Annotated in this window: 14 protein-coding genes and 1 pseudogene; 10 read left to right on the forward strand and 5 right to left on the reverse strand. The window is 65.2% G+C overall.

All coding sequences use genetic code 11. From position 1 onward, the window contains the following. The first annotated feature begins 147 nt into the window (after positions 1–147). From ACWDUD_RS02880 to ACWDUD_RS02895, 4 genes are read left to right on the forward strand one after another with little or no spacing between them, the layout of a single operon-like run. Entirely contained in the window at positions 148–1,404 is a 1,257-nt protein-coding gene (locus ACWDUD_RS02880) for a class I SAM-dependent methyltransferase (RefSeq protein WP_248676285.1), read from the forward strand. Beyond that, a complete protein-coding gene (locus tag ACWDUD_RS02885; protein WP_197253000.1) occupies positions 1,401–2,195 on the forward strand; it encodes a glycosyltransferase family protein in 795 nt (264 codons plus the stop codon). The genes ACWDUD_RS02880 and ACWDUD_RS02885 overlap by 4 nt, the downstream gene beginning before the upstream one ends. After that, a complete protein-coding gene (locus ACWDUD_RS02890) occupies positions 2,192–2,845 on the forward strand; it encodes a PIG-L deacetylase family protein (protein WP_197253001.1) in 654 nt (217 codons plus the stop codon). The genes ACWDUD_RS02885 and ACWDUD_RS02890 overlap by 4 nt, the downstream gene beginning before the upstream one ends. 3 nt (positions 2,846–2,848) lie before the next feature. Then, on the forward strand, positions 2,849–3,877 hold the full coding sequence (locus ACWDUD_RS02895; protein ID WP_197253002.1) for an NAD-dependent epimerase/dehydratase family protein: 1,029 nt from the start codon (positions 2,849–2,851) through the stop codon (positions 3,875–3,877). Here ACWDUD_RS02895 and rfbC read toward each other — a convergent pair. Continuing rightward, the gene (gene rfbC, locus ACWDUD_RS02900; protein ID WP_197253003.1) at positions 3,861–4,415 is read right to left on the reverse strand and encodes a dTDP-4-dehydrorhamnose 3,5-epimerase; all 555 of its coding nucleotides are present in this window, start codon (positions 4,413–4,415) and stop codon (positions 3,861–3,863) included. The genes ACWDUD_RS02895 and rfbC overlap by 17 nt on opposite strands. A 14-nt stretch (positions 4,416–4,429) precedes the next feature. On the opposite strand from rfbC, the gene ACWDUD_RS02905 reads away from it, so the two are divergent. Genes ACWDUD_RS02905 through ACWDUD_RS02920 form a run of 4 tightly spaced genes read left to right on the forward strand, consistent with a single transcriptional unit; the run spans position 4,430 to position 8,950 of the window. After that, complete coding sequence (locus tag ACWDUD_RS02905; RefSeq protein WP_197253004.1) at positions 4,430–5,542, forward strand: class I SAM-dependent methyltransferase; 1,113 nt, start codon at positions 4,430–4,432, stop codon at positions 5,540–5,542. Continuing rightward, positions 5,539–6,444 carry a hypothetical protein gene (locus tag ACWDUD_RS02910; RefSeq protein ID WP_450108264.1) on the forward strand — a complete coding sequence of 302 codons (906 nt, stop codon included), beginning with the start codon at positions 5,539–5,541 and terminating at the stop codon, positions 6,442–6,444. Before ACWDUD_RS02905 ends, ACWDUD_RS02910 begins: the two co-directional genes overlap by 4 nt. A gap of 13 nt (positions 6,445–6,457) precedes the next feature. Continuing rightward, complete coding sequence (locus ACWDUD_RS02915; RefSeq protein ID WP_248676283.1) at positions 6,458–7,423, forward strand: TIGR03621 family F420-dependent LLM class oxidoreductase; 966 nt, start codon at positions 6,458–6,460, stop codon at positions 7,421–7,423. Positions 7,424–7,468: 45 nt separating this feature from the next. Then, positions 7,469–8,950 (forward strand): lipopolysaccharide biosynthesis protein, encoded by a 1,482-nt coding sequence (locus ACWDUD_RS02920; protein ID WP_231610859.1) that lies wholly within the window; start codon positions 7,469–7,471, stop codon positions 8,948–8,950. Here the strand turns inward: ACWDUD_RS02920 and ACWDUD_RS02925 are convergent. Beyond that, positions 8,947–10,119 carry a glycosyltransferase gene (locus tag ACWDUD_RS02925; RefSeq protein ID WP_197253008.1) on the reverse strand — a complete coding sequence of 391 codons (1,173 nt, stop codon included), beginning with the start codon at positions 10,117–10,119 and terminating at the stop codon, positions 8,947–8,949. The two genes, ACWDUD_RS02920 and ACWDUD_RS02925, sit on opposite strands and share 4 nt — an antisense overlap. Before the next feature lie 229 nt (positions 10,120–10,348). On the opposite strand from ACWDUD_RS02925, the gene ACWDUD_RS02930 reads away from it, so the two are divergent. Together ACWDUD_RS02930 and ACWDUD_RS02935 are read left to right on the forward strand one after the other, a co-directional pair. Further along, entirely contained in the window at positions 10,349–10,846 is a 498-nt protein-coding gene (locus ACWDUD_RS02930) for a YdcF family protein (protein ID WP_248676282.1), read from the forward strand. 10 nt (positions 10,847–10,856) lie between these two features. Then, entirely contained in the window at positions 10,857–11,471 is a 615-nt protein-coding gene (locus ACWDUD_RS02935; RefSeq protein ID WP_197253009.1) for a serine acetyltransferase, read from the forward strand. Between the two features lie 400 nt (positions 11,472–11,871). Here the strand turns inward: ACWDUD_RS02935 and ACWDUD_RS02940 are convergent. The 3 genes and pseudogenes from ACWDUD_RS02940 to ACWDUD_RS02950 all read right to left on the reverse strand — a co-directional run. Then, a pseudogene (locus ACWDUD_RS02940) lies at positions 11,872–12,762 on the reverse strand (oligosaccharide flippase family protein); the annotation flags it as partial. Beyond that, on the reverse strand, positions 12,759–13,667 hold the full coding sequence (locus ACWDUD_RS02945; protein WP_197253010.1) for a glycosyltransferase family 2 protein: 909 nt from the start codon (positions 13,665–13,667) through the stop codon (positions 12,759–12,761). The gene ACWDUD_RS02945 and the pseudogene ACWDUD_RS02940, both read right to left, overlap by 4 nt. Then, a complete protein-coding gene (locus ACWDUD_RS02950; RefSeq protein ID WP_248676281.1) occupies positions 13,664–14,932 on the reverse strand; it encodes a hypothetical protein in 1,269 nt (422 codons plus the stop codon). Before ACWDUD_RS02950 ends, ACWDUD_RS02945 begins: the two co-directional genes overlap by 4 nt. Positions 14,933–14,997: the final 65 nt, after the last annotated feature.

Raw genomic sequence — 14,997 nt, forward strand, 5'->3', positions numbered from 1 at the left:
CGGCGGTTTCTCCACAACCTCCAAAAACAATCTCGAAGTCTCTTTTCGTCTTTCCTACAGCCTTCAAGTATGGTTAGCTGGGCTTGTCGGACTCTGCGTCGCCATTTGAGTGTCGGTGCGGATCCTCAGCGCCCGAGGGGTTAAGCGATGAGATGCCGTCTCTGCGATTCCGAACACCTGCTGAGCGTGCTGGACCTCGGCGCCACCCCGCCCTGCGAGCGATTCCTCCTCGAGGAGGAACTCGACCTCCCCGAAACCACCTATCCCCTCCACCTCCGCCTCTGCGAAGACTGCCTCCTCCTGCAGATTCCCGCGCTCATCACGCCCGAGGACACGTTCTCGGACTATGCATACTTCGCGTCGTACTCCGACTCCTGGGTGGAGCACGCACGCCGTTTCGTCGAGAGGGCCGTCCACGACCTCGAACTGGGCCCGCACTCGTCGATCGTCGAAGTCGCCAGCAACGACGGATACCTGCTCCGCCACGTCGTCTCCGCCGGCATCCCGTGCCTCGGCATCGAACCGTCGGTCAACGTCGGGGCCGCCGCCCGCGGGATCGGGGTGCCCACGCTCACCGCGTTCCTCGACGAGGGCACCGCCGAGGACATCCGCCGGGAGTACGGTCCGGCCGATCTGGTCGTCGCGAACAATGTCTATGCCCATGTCCCCGACCTGCTCGAGTTCACGCGGGCACTCCGCATCCTCGTTGCCGACGAGGGATGGCTCAGCATCGAGGTGCACCACGCACTGAACCTGGTCCGCTCGGCCCAGTTCGACACCATCTACCACGAGCACTTCCAGTACTACACGGTCCTGTCGGCGATGCGCGCGCTTGCGACCGCCGGACTGGACGTCGTCGACGTCGAACAACTCGACACCCACGGCGGATCCATCCGGCTGTGGGTGCGACCCGAGGAATCCGCAGGGTCCCCCGGACCCCGGGTCGAAGCCGTTCTCGAACAGGAACGGGAAGCAGGGTTACATGCGGTCCAGGGGTACACGGATCTCGAACCCCGTACGCAGGCGATCCGGAGCGAACTCCTTCGCTTCCTGCTGGACTGCCGCGACCGCGATCTCACGGTCGTCGGCTACGGCGCCCCGGGTAAAGGCAACACGCTTCTCAACTACTGCGGCATCCGCCCCGATCTGATGCAGTACACCGTCGACCGCAACCCGTACAAACACGGCCGCTACACGCCCGGCGTCCGGCTTCCGATCCACCCGCCCGAGGACCTCGAGAAGGACCGGCCCGATGTCGTCGTCGCGCTGCCGTGGAACCTCGAGCCGGAACTGACGGAACAACTCCGAACCATCGACTCATGGGGTGGCCGTCTCGTCTTCCCCCTACCGACCCTGCACACCGCTATCGGTCCCAGCGACTTCGTAAGGAGCGTCAGATTATGAAGGTCGTACTCTTCTGTGGCGGATACGGCATGCGCATGCGCAACGATCGCCACGACGAGATTCCCAAGCCCATGCAGATGGTGGGGCCCCGGCCCCTGCTGTGGCACATCATGAAGTACTACGCCCACTACGGCCATACCGACTTCATCCTCTGCCTCGGTTACGGCGCGACCAAGATCAAGGAGTTCTTCCTCGACTATCACGAGGAACAGTCCAACGACTTCGTCATGCACGACAACCGGATCGAGATGCTCCACACCGACATCAGCGACTGGTCGATCACCTTCGTCGATACCGGGCTCGAATCCGCGATCGGCGAGCGACTGCGTCGTGTCCGCGCTCATCTCGGCGGCGACCGGTACTTCCTCGCCAACTACGCCGACGTACTGACCGACGCCCCCCTCGACCACATGATCGAGTGCTACCACAAATCCGGGGCTGCGGCCTCGATGCTCGTCGTTCCACCCCAATCGTCGTTCCACTGCGTCAACGTCGCCGAGAACGGCGAGATCAAGGAGATCATCCCCGTCGGCAACCTGCCGATCTTCGAGAACGGTGGGTACTTCGTGCTGAGTCAGGAGATCTTCGACCTCCTGCCGCCGGGCGGCGACCTGGTCACCGACGTCTGCGGGACCCTCGCGGGCCAGGGGCGACTGTTCGGGTACCGCCACGACGGCTTCTGGAAGCCGGCGGACACCTTCAAGGAACGTGCCGAACTCGACGACAACTATGCGCGCGGTATCCATCCGTGGACGGTGTGGGAATCGGAACCCGCGGGGGTGCAGTCGTGATCGAACTCCTGGCCTCGGGCGTACGCGAGATCGCCGCGATCGGTGCGCACTGCGACGACATCGCGATCGGGGTCGGTGGCACACTGCTCACCCTGACGGCACGAGCGACCGCACCCACACGCGTCCACGTCTTCGTCATCGCCGGGGAGGATTCCCGGCGTGAGATCGAGGAACGGCACGCGCTCGCGGCGTTGTGCCCCGGCGCCGAGATCGAGTTCACCATCCTCGACGTCCCGGACGGTCGCGCCCCGGGATACTGGGAGGCCATCAAGACCGCTCTCGAAGCGTTCCGGCGCATGTGCGAACCGGACGTGGTCTTCGCGCCGCAACGTGAGGACGCTCATCAGGACCACCGCCTGCTCGCGGAACTGGTGCCGACGGCGTTCCGCGATCACCTGATCCTCGGATACGAAATCCTCAAATGGGAGTCCGACACCCCTCGAACGACGATCTATCACCCGCTGACGCGCAAGATCGCCGAGGAGAAGGCACGGATCCTGCTCAAGCACTACCCGTCCCAGAGCGATCACGACTGGTTCGACGAAGACGCGTTCCTCGGATTGTCGCGGCTCCGCGGCGTGCAGTGCCGGCGACCGCACGCCGAGGCGTTCGTCGTGGAGAAGGCCACCGTCGCCTTCGGAAAGGCATGAATCATGCGCGTTCTCGTCACCGGCCATCAGGGCTATCTCGGATCGGTCATGGTGCCGGTACTCCGGGCACACGGCCACGATGTCACGGGTCTGGACTCCGGTCTCTTCGCCGATTGCGTCCTCGGCACCGAACCGGACGACCCTCCGACGCTGCGCCTCGATCTCCGTGACGTCACAGCCTCTCACCTCGCGGGCTTCGACGCGGTGATCCACCTCGCGGCACTGTCGAACGATCCGCTCGGCTACCTCGAGCCGCGGATCACCTACGAGATCAACCACGAGGCCTCCGTCCGGCTCGCACGGTGCGCGAAGGCGGCAGGTGTACGCCGCTTCCTCTATGCGTCGACGTGTTCGGTGTACGGTGCGGCCGGGTCGGATCCGGTCGACGAGAACGCGCCCCTGCGTCCCCTCACGCCCTACGCCGAGAGCAAGGTGCGCGTCGAGGACGATGTCGCGGCGATGGCGGACTCCGGATTCTCCCCGGTGTTCCTGCGCAATGCGACGGCCTTCGGGTTCTCTCCACGGTTGCGCGCGGACATCGTGCTCAACAACCTGGTGGGACACGCGGTGCTCACCGGCAAGGTCAAGGTCCTGTCCGACGGCACGCCCTGGCGGCCGCTCGTCCACGCCCGGGATATCGCGCAGGCCTTCGCGCGGTGTCTGGAGGTGCCCGCCGAGACGATCCACTGCAACGCGTTCAACGTCGGCTCCGAAATGAACAACCAGACCGTCGCGGAGATCGCACAGGCTGTGGTCGATACCGTTCCCGATTCGACACTGATGATCACCGGTGAGTACGGATCCGATCCGCGTTCGTACCGGGTGGACTTCGGTGCTGCTCGCACGAAACTGGAGTTCGAGGCGACATGGAGTGTCGCCGACGGAGCCGCGGAGTTGTACGAGCAGTACACGCTCGCCGGACTCACCGCGGAGGACTTCGACGAACGATTCACCCGGCTGGCTCGACTCGAAATGCTCAGGAGAACGGGAGTTCTCGATGACTCGATGCGCCGTGTCACCTCAGCAGCGTGAGCAATTCCTGCCAACTCCCGGCGTTCGCATCGCGCTCGGACACGACCGTCACGGGCAGCGGCCATTCGATCGCCAGATCGGCATCGTCGTAGGCGACGGCGAGGTCCTCAGCGGGATCGTGCGGCCGGTCGATCCGGTAGCAGACGTCCGCGGTCGGCGTCAGCGCCTGGAAACCGTGCAGGAATCCCGGCGGAACGTACAGGTGGCGGAACTCGTCGTCGTCGAGCACGAATGTCTGCTTCGTCCCGAAAGTCGGCGAAGCGGGCCGGATATCGACCAGCACGTCGTGAATCGCACCGTGGGCGCACCGCACGAGCTTCGCTTCCCCGCGACCCGCGCGTCCGTGCATACCCCGGACAACGCCACGGCCGGAACGGGATTGGGAATCCTGAACGAACGATGCGGACGCACCCGGTCTGCCGAGGTATTCGTCGAAGATCGACGCGTCGAACGTGCGGGTGAAGAATCCACGGTCGTCGCGGTGGGGCTGCGGCACCAGCACGACGACGTCGGCCAGATCGGTCTCCTCGATGCGCACGAGGACATGGTCCCATGAGTGCGTGCCGAGCATGTGGAATGTCCGATCCGGATCGAGTACTCGACCTCGGTAAGGTTCCTGCCGCCGATCACTTTCCACCTGTCTCCGAAGCCATCGGCGAACACGAGGTCTCACATCCCCTCGCGATGGACCTGTGTGCGACCTGCGGGCTCGCTCAGCTGGCCGACGACGACACCACTACGGCCGAACCTCGTGGCATCGAGCCACAGGCGCTGAAAGAACAGGCAGCGGACGCCGTGGCACGAGTCCGCGAGTCGGGCCGACTCCGCGGCACGACGGTTCGCGAATTCGGAAGCCCGCACGGCGGGACGTGGTTGCCACTGCTCGCCGAACACGGTTTTACCCCGTGCGACGGACCGGCGGACGTCGTGATCGACAGCTTCGGCATCATGCACTACCCGGATCAGCGAGCTGCGTTCGCAGAACGAGCAGCGGCCACTGCACCGAACGGACTGTTGCTGCTGCAATTCCATTCACTGGCCACGATCGTGCGGCTCGGTCAGTGGAACGCACTGCGCCACGGCCACTTCGCGTACTACTCGACAGCAGCGCTGATCCGGTTGCTCGACGACGTCGGAATGCGAGCCACAGACGCGTGGACCTTCGACCTCTACGGGGGAACGGTTCTGCTGGCGGCCGCGCACGGGCGCGGGACACCCGGCGAGTCCGTGCAACGAGTCGTCGACGCCGAATCCGGGACGACCGATCCGTATGTCGTCGGGCGCCTGCAGCATGCGGCCGACAACCACGTTCGTTCCCTACGCACCTGGCTCGAGGACGAAACCCGCTCCGGTAAACGTGTATACGCGTACGGCGCGGCGTCCCGCGCGGTGGCGCTGTTTCACCTGGCCGGAATCGATCGCAGGCTCGTGACAGCGGTCGCCGATGCCTCGCCCGCCAAGCAGGGCCGCCGGATGCCGGGCACCGACGTGCCGATCATCTCGCCGGAGGAACTCGTTACCGTCGAACCGGACCGGGTGGTGCTGACACTTGCCGACCTACGGCCCGAAGTCGAACAGCGGTATCCCACGCTGGCCGGATCGTGGAGGGTCGACGGTCCGGGAGCGTGGTCGCAGCTCCAGCGCGAAAGGCAGGACTCGATATGACAACCGTTCTCTCCAACCCCGCCTTCACCGACGACGAGCGGCGTGAACGCCTGTACCGCGGTGAGGTACTGGTGTATCCGGCAAGCCGGGCGTCCGTGGCGCTGATTGCGCACGCGCGCTCCATGGTCGAAGAAGCCTTCGGCGCACTCGATCCACAGACCGCACAACACCGGATGACGGTCGAGCACTTCGCTCAACTGCTCGCCGAGTTGAAACCTCGGTTCATCCACCATCCGGAGTCGAAGCGGCTGATCCAGGATCTGCTCACCGAATACCACTGCGACAGTGACAAGACGTACTTCGATGTTCCCCGGTTGCGCACCTCGACCTCGAACGGCTACCTCGATTCCGGGATCTCGTACGCCTTCCACCCCCATCGCGATACCTGGTATTCGGCTCCGTTCAGCCAGCTCAACTGGTGGATCCCCATCTACCCGGTCGTGCCGGAGAACGTCATGGCGTTCCATCCCCGCTACTGGGACACGCCTGTTCGTAACGGTTCGTCCCGCTACGACTACTACGAGTGGAACCGGGTGTCGCGGCACACGGCCGCGCAGCACATCACCAGCGACACACGGGACCAGCCCAGGCCGGAGGAGCCGATCGAACTCGATCCCCAGGTACGTGTAGTTCCGGAAGCAGGCGGGGTCATGTTGTTCTCGGCCAATCAGCTGCATTCGACCGTGCCGAACACGTCCGGCCGGACCCGGTTCAGTATCGATTTCCGTACAGTCCACCTCGACGACGTCGTTCGCCGGCGAGAGGCTCCGAACATCGATTCGGCCTGCACGGGGACCTCCTTGCGAGATTTCCTCCGGATCAAGGATTTCGAACCCATCGGCGACGACATCGCGAGTGCCTACGAAGATCGGTTCACCCCTGTGCGCGAGACCCTCACGTGAGTGCAGGAGGAACATGTCCGACTCGATCAGAATGATCGCGCCGATGCCTCGGTTCCGAGGCAACGGCGATACCTGGGTGTCCGAAGTCCGCAGGCTCGAATCCATGGGCTTCGACACCGTCTCCGTTTCCGAGCATGTAACCCGGGGCTGGCAACTGTCCCCACTCGTGGCAATGGCCTACGCAGCGGCGAGTACCACTCGACTGAGGGTCCTGTCCCTCACGGTGCCGAACGACCTCCACCACCCCGCACTGCTCGCGAAAGAAGTGGCGACCGTGGATGTTCTCTCGGGGGGACGTGTCGAACTCGGCATCGGTGCCGGCTGGGAACCCGCCGATTGCACGACGCTGGGCCACCCCTTCTACAGCGGCGGAACCCGAGTCGCGCGGCTGGCGGAATCGTTGGAGATCATCCGCCGGTACTTCACCACGGACACCGTCGATTTCGTCGGGGAACACTACCGAATCGACCACATGGAGGCACTTCCACGATGTGTCCAGCAGCCGAGCCCTCCCATACTCGTCGGCGCAGGAGGGCCTCGGATGCTCGACCTGGCAGGCCGGACCGCCGACATCGTCGGACTGCATGCGCGAATGGACGACAATGCGATCGACGACGCAGCGGTCACAGATCTCACTGCGGTCCGGATCACGGAGAAGGTCGACCGAGTCCGATCTGCCGCCGCCGCAGCGGGTCGTCCCCCTCCCACATTTCAGTTCAGCTGCTACCACGTCGATGTCACGGATTTCCCCTCCCCCTCCACCCCTCGGTCGTCGTGGGCGGCCCGCGTCGAGGCTCACGCCGAGTTGTTGAAAGGCTCTCCGGCCGTCCTCACCGGCACAGCTGCCCGGTGCGCGGATCAGCTGCGGGAGTGGCGCGACCGATTCGGTATCACCTACTGGAACCTCGGGAGGAGTGACGGTGCCGCAGCCCGGATCATCGAACAGCTCGACCGGTCGAACGAGCTCGCCTCGACTTGACGTGTCGAGCCGACGTTCGTGCTCACGACCCTTCGGGAGGTGACCATGGCCGACGGTGGTCTGTCCTGGGGAATCCGTTGGAGCGGCATCTCGATGGTGGGGCGGGAAGTTTCGCGGATGGTGTTCGCGATTCTGCTCGCCCGGCTGATCGGTCCGGAGGCTTTCGGCATCGTCGCCCAGGCGCTGGTGTACATCGGAGTGATCGGGTTGCTCCTGGATCAGGGCTTCTCCAGCGCACTGATCCAGCGTGAGCACGTGGAACCCGACATGCCGGGTGCTGTCGTCACGGTCAACCTGGGGGTCGGAGCGGCCTTCACACTCCTCACCATCGCCATTGCCCCCTGGTGGGCGTCCTTCATGCAGACCCCGGAGCTCGCTGTAGTTCTCGCGACACTGGCGCCGTGCCTGATCATCCGCGCGGCCTCCATCACCCCGCGGGCGATGCTTCAACGCGACATGGAGTTTCGCAGGATCGGCATCGCCGACATCACAGCAGCAATGGCCGGCGGCGCGGCCGGATTGTGCGTCGCGCTTGCCGGGGGAAGCTATTGGGCGCTCGTGGTGCAGATCCTCATCACCGATATCGTGCTGTTCGTGGTATTCCTCCTGGTGGGTGCCGGGCGGTGGCCGAACCTTCACTTTCGTCGCCTCCGCGAGATTGCCGCATTTTCCCTGCGAGCCTTCGCGGCCGGAATTCTGATCAATTCCGTGTCCCGCAACATCGACAATCTGCTGGTCGGGCGGTTCCACGGACCTCAGGCACTCGCCTTCTACGGCTTGGCATATCGACTGCTCCTGCTGCCGGTCCAGCTCGCCTCCATCACCGTCGGCGCCGTGCTGTTTCCCGTCTTCTCCCGGCTCGCAGACGATCTCGCTGCACTGCGAAAGGAATTGGCACGAGCGACCCGTACCGACGCCACCCTGGCATTGCCCGTCATGACATTCGCGGCCGTGGCTGCGCCCCAACTGGTGCTCGTGCTCTTCGGTCCGCAGTGGAACCCGGCGGTATCCATCGTCCAGGTTCTCGCTCTCGCCGGAGCGATGCAGGCGATCTATCAGCCGTCGACCGCGCCGCTGATGCTCGGACTCGGACACGCCACCCTCAACCTTCGATACGCGTGGCTCACCACCGCGGTGTCCACGGCGGGGATCGTGGCGGGACTGCCGTTCGGCCCGTTCGGAGTCGCCGCCGGATACAGTCTCGCCACCGCGTTTCTCGTCCCGGTCGAGTGGTTGATCCGGCGGCGGCTTCTCGCTGTCGGCCTGCGGGATCAGATCGGACTACTGATTCCGGGCGCCCACACGGCCACGTGGGTCGGCGCGACGTACCTGTTGATCGCCATCGCTGTACCCGGCCATGAACTCGTGGTGCTCGGGTTCGGATCACTCGCGGCCGCAGCCGCAGGTGGAGTTACTCTGCGCCTTGCCCATCCGGCGCAGTACGCCGAGCTTCGACACATCATCGGACGGGTGCTGGGCGTCGAAGACCGTCCCGCACCGGTGCCGCAACAGTCGACGCGCAGCTAGCCGACAGCGGCGTCCACCACCGGTCGCATCCGCCGTTCCCACGACACTGCGTCGATGAACGCCTGGCGATGTTGCTCCGTCGCGCTGCCCATTCCGAGGACCTGTGTCAGGCTCTTCGCCCAGTCTTCCCGCCGGCAGATGCGCACCCGTTCATCGTCGACGCCGTGGACAGGCGGGAGATCGACCGACAGTACGGGCAGACCCGCGGCCAGGTATTCGTAGAGCTTGAGCGGGGACATCGCCCGGATACAGGGGTCGTCGCGGTGCGGGATCATTCCGACGTCGCAGGCCTGCACCATCGCAGCCAGTTCGTCCTGACCCACCGGGTCGAACACGTGCACACGATCGAGGGAACGCAACCACTCGATGGTCTGCGTATCCCCGGGATACCCGATCATGACAACGGAACCCACCATGCTCGCCGTCGATTCCACGAGGGCACGGTCGAGGCGGTCGTCGATCGTGCCCGTGTAGACCACGCGAGGCCGAGGCAATGACGCGATGCGATCGGCGGCAGGGCGCCTCGGGCGCCAGACATCGGCTATGACCCCGTTGGGGACGACCTCCGTTCGCGGCGACAGACGGTCCGCCAGTTCCTCGGATACCGCGAAGATCGCAGCGCAACGACGATCGATGCGCCGGTAGGCCTCCCGATAGACGTCCCACCATTTGGCCACCCCCTCCCCGGTCGCCCAGTCGTCCTGTCCGAAGTACACGATCCGACTGATCCACGCGGAGTCACAGAACGCCGCCGCGAACGGGTGATAGGTGACCAGGGCCGCCGAATCGGGGGCGGGCTCCCGCTCACCGCGACTGCGGGCCAGGGCACGGCCGAGCACCTCACCGTAACGTCGATAGGAACGCTCGACGGTGCCGATATCGGATGCGTCATCGGTCCGCAGCCGGTGGGGCCGAACACGAATCGCGTCCCGCCCCGCGACCGAAATGTCCTCGATGAGCCGAACCGGCCGCCGCCGCGCCGCCGACACCACGTAGGAACGCCAGGGATCGGCGACCATCAATCGTCCGATCCGCGAATCGTGAGCAAGCGCCAGCAGCGTCTGGTCCGGTGGCCGGCAGAATTCACGACCGACCGCGTCGTCGAACATCTCGTACGAGAACCCGAAGAACACATCCGGCCGAGGAGACGCCTCATGGCTTGGCTCCATACCCTCCGATGATAGGTCGATCGCGTCCGGGACGGTCGCAGATCGTGCCGCGACCGCGAGAGCGAGCCTGTGCGTTCCGGTTTCGACGCGCATCCGAAGTAATCGGCTGTTCGGGGTCGTTAGACTGGCCGGGAGTCACCGACCTCGGCTCGGAACGGAGAACACGTGGGTGACGCTTCGAAACACACGGTCTCGCCTCCGACTTGCGGCGGCATCGATCTGCTTCCTGGTGATCGCCTCACTGATCGCCGGGTTGCCGGTCTATGTACGACCGCAGATCGATTCGCTGCGGCCCGCCGACGCGATCTTCGTCCTCGGCGGAGACGACTGGCGCCGCCACACTCTCGGTGTCGAACTCGGAATGGAAGGATGGGCCCCGAGAGTCGTTCTGTCCCATCCCGACGGACCCGGCGAAGACTGGGCCGCCGAGAACTGCGGAAAGGAGTTTCCCGGCTTCGAACTGGACTGCTTCCTTCCCGATCCACCGACGACGCGCGGCGAAGCACGCGAACTGGGCCGTATGGCCGAGCAGTACGGCTGGGATCGGGTGATCGTGGTGACGTTCGTACCGCACATCTCCCGCGCCAGATTCATCCTCGAGCGATGCTTCGACGGTGAGCTGATCATGATCGCGAGCCCGGCGGATCTGCCGCCCTGGCGATGGGCATCCGAGTACGTGTATCAGACAGCGGGATTCCTCAAGGCCGAACTCGAGCCGGGATGCTGAGGGCCGGACGATGCGACGGAACCGGGCGCTGCTCATACGGTGTGCACGAATCTGGGCATACCCGCTGTGGTGGGTCGGTGCCCACTCCGACGCGGCCGACACCATCGCCGAGGACGTCGACTGGTGGATGCGCTGCATCGACAACGACGATCTGCTGAGGCTCGACGATTACTCGCGGTTCGCCTATCTGTCCGGCGCGCTCACCGAGTTCCGAACGCTCGTCCATTTCCGTCTTCGGTCCACACCACTACTGGTGCAGATGGTGATGCGCGCGGTGTACCGCCCCGCACCGACTCTCACCCTCGAGGCGAACCGGATCGGGCCGGGCCTGTTCATCCAGCACGGCGTCGGCACGATCGTGACCGCCGAGTCGATCGGACGTCATTGCTGGATCAACCAGCAAGTCACCATCGGCCACGACGCACGGGGACGACCCACTCTCGGCAACGATGTGCGGGTCGGTGCGGGCGCGATCGTGATCGGGCCCGTCACCCTGCACGACGGGGCAGTTGTGGGTGCGAACGCGACCGTGATTCACGACGTGCCTCCCGGTACGACCGTCGTGGCCCCACCTGCCACCCCGCTCGATCTGCACCGTCGGTCATTCGACGACGAACAAGCCTAGGGACCCACAAGAGATCCGGAAGCACCTGCGCGAGGTAGACGCCCAGCGCCGCGGCGCACACGACTCCCACAGCGCCGAACGGCCCCGCGAGCATGCACCCCAGACCCACGCCGATCGCCGCCATCACGACCGTCCACAACGCCTGCCACCGGGCTTCCCCCGGGATGACCAGCAGTACACTCGCCGGAAAATGCACGGCCTGCGCCACCAGTAACAGGCCGAATGCCAACGCGAGCATCGCCGGCACGTCTATCTGCCCGCCGGAGAGGACGTCCGCCGCCCACGGACCGAGCAGCGTCAGTCCGATGGTTGCGCCCGCGGCGCCCACGGCGAAAACTGCCGTGAGCCGCCACCACATCCGGATCGTCCCCTCGGCGGCGCCCTGCCGCTTCACGAAGACCGGCCAATAGGCCAGTCCGGCCGTCGAGATCACCGACCAGACCACACCGTAGATCTGCGCCATCACCGCGTACTCCGACAGGTCCGCCGGCGTGGACAGATGCGCCAGAAGCACCCGACCTGTTTGTAATCCGACCGCCGTACCGACCCCGACGACGAACAGCCATCCACTCCCCGCAAGCAACCGGGTTCCGGTGTTCGATGCAGAGACCCGCGCAAAGGCCGACCATCCCAGGCCGCTCGCGCGCAGCGCCAGTACGGTTCCAAGGATCTGCCCAGCTAGCAGGCCGCCCAATGCCGAGACCGCATACCAGATTTCGTCCGCTCGGATCGCGTACAGCGTCAGGGTGATGACCAGAGCAGCGGCCGGGCAGCTCATCTGGATCACTGTCGCCGAAGGAATCCGGCCGATGCCGATCAGGATCCGCAACCCGAGACCGGCAGGAATCGTGAAGGCGAACAGACATGCGGCGACCGTGATCGCCCAGCGATCCGCCGGGCCGCTGGAGATGCCCACCAATACCGTCCAACCGTCGAGTGCCATCACGATCAGGGCGACGGCCACCGTCGCGCCCGCAACGGCGAACAGGACGCGGTAGGCACGCCTGATCACATCGGCCGCACCCGGATCGTCACCGTTGTCCTGAAGTCTCGAACCGGCACTCAGCACCGTCGCGCCGATACCGAGGTCGGCGAACGGCACCAGCAACGTGATCGTGGCGACGAGTGACACCAATCCGAAGACCGCCGACCCGGTTTCGTGCGCGATCACGGCCGTGTTGGCCAGCCCCAGAACGGCGACCACCGGAGTACCCACGATGCGGTAGAGCGTTCCGCGAACGAGGGCACGGCGTTCGTCGTGCGTGAGACGGTCGCTGCCCGTCGCCATCATCGAACCGGCGCGAGGACGGCGCGCACGAGTGTGCGTGCGGCACCGAGGATCGCATACGAGACAGCGAACGGCCCGGGTCTCCCGTATCGGATCGCCGACCACGTCGAGCGTCCCACTCCGGCAAACGATCGCGCCGACACCGCTGCACTCACCGGACTCGTGCTGAGATAGTCACCGCGCACACGCGCTGATTCCCCGCCCAGATACCTCAATCCCCAGGCCAGATACTCGTCGGTGCGGTCCGTCGAAGCCCGGGAGAAGGACGGGTCGCCCACGTTGTAGGTGCTCAGCACTTCGGGATGATGAATCAGGCGCACATCGGGGACAGCGCGCCGGATCCGCAGCAGCCAGCTCGCCTCTTCGTGCGGCGCGTCCGGATCCACGTCCCACGGCACGAAGTGCACGAGCTCTTTGGGAAAGCACAGGGTCGAGGTCTGCAGAGCGGCGCCACCCATCGTGAATCCGGTGAACCGGTACAGGTACTCCGCTATCGATTGGTCCGATGACGCCAGGCGACGCGGCCAGATGCGCCGCCGGTCTCCGGGACCGACCACAACCATCCGTGACGATGCGATCCAGGGTGTCCCCGCCCCCACATCGTTCGCGACGGCTGCCAACTGGCGTTCGAGCTTGACCCGGCACCACTCGTCGTCGTCGTCGAGTAGCGCGATGACTTCACCGTGGGTGGCGGCGATACCGATTTGCCGGCACCGGGCGGGTCCCGCATTACCCCCGCTGCGGAGCAGCACAATGCGATCGTCGGGAGGCACCGTCACCGGCAGTTCGGTATCGGCCACGACGATGATCTCGTCGACCGGATATGTCTGCTCGAGGACGGATCGCACCGCCCGGTCCAGAGAAGGCCGGGACAAGGTGGGAATCACGACGCTCACAGTCGGTCTCACGACGAATCCGGTGCGACGGATACGGACCGGCGGAAGTGCACAGCGCAGTAGAAGAGCGCGATGCACGCGAACTCCGCGATCATGTTGTATGTCCAGGGCGCATAGAGCAGATCCCAGATTCCCTGGAACGCTACTGTCACCACGAGCGGTGTCCACCGTCCGAAGCGGGAGCTGTTCCACACCACGCCGAGGCAGGCGACCAGCAGCCACAGCGGCAGCAGAACCGCAAGGACGCCGCCCTCCACCCACGAACCCAGCAGGATCGAATGCGTTGCCGAGTAGTCGCTCGGCGGTAGACGCCAGTAGAGGTCGAACGGAAACCCGGGGTCGAAGCCCATCCTGATCGCCAGGTGCTCGGCCTGTGTGTACAAGTCCGGAGTCAGGTTGAACGCACTGCCCCATCCCAGGAACGGTCGCTCGAGAATCGCCGTGATGTTCATCGGCAGTTCGGTGCGTCCGGCCAACAGCAACGGCAGGTTCGTGGCTTCCTGCTCCAGTGTCTTCTGCTGCAAGGCGGCTCCGAAAAGCCCCGCTCGAGCGGCGATCGGCATCACCTGGGCGAAGACGAGCCCGAACGCTCCGATTCCCAGGAACTGCCAGACGCGGCCGATCCGGGAGCCGAGGATCTGCCGAGTGCAGACCGTTGCGCCCGCGAGCAGACACACGAGGGCGTGGGACCGGAAATTCAGCCCCAGGCTCGCCAGCCCGAGCACCATGAGTGCCGCCCCCTGCAGCAAGGGAGGTACGCGGGCGGTCGTCATCCCGAAGAGCACCAGAATCGTCACCGCATGAGCGATACCGTATTTCCACAGGTCCGGAATGCTTCCGGTCCGGGTCAGTTCGATGCCCTGAGTGAGAAAGAAAATCATTGTGCCGGTGGCGATTCCGGCGAGGACCGTGGCGATCGCATCGATCGAACGCGCGGTGAGAACCGTCAGGCCGACGAGGTAGAGCAGAATTGCCGGAAACGCAGTTGCATTCGGCCACAGCAGGCTTACGTCGTTGACAGCACACGAGACGAGAAACGACAACGATCCCACGAGAGCCAGAACGATCGGGAGCAGATCGACTCCCCGATGCTTCATCAGCAGGAATCCGGGTGCGAGCAGGAGACAGACCAGCGACAATCCGGTGACGGTGAAGTTCGCCAGCTGAATGCCCGACGTGGCACCGGCGGCCAACAGCAGTACCCGGGCCAGCACCCGGATGTGGGCGGTCCGCCGTTCCGCCACGGTGCGGACGGATGCTCTCGCGAGAACTGTCACGTAATGCCCCTCGCTCGGAGCCGAACACGGCGTACCCTCTCGAAGTGTAGTGCCGTGCCCTGCGG

Source organism: Rhodococcus sp. NPDC003382 (assembly GCF_053589135.1).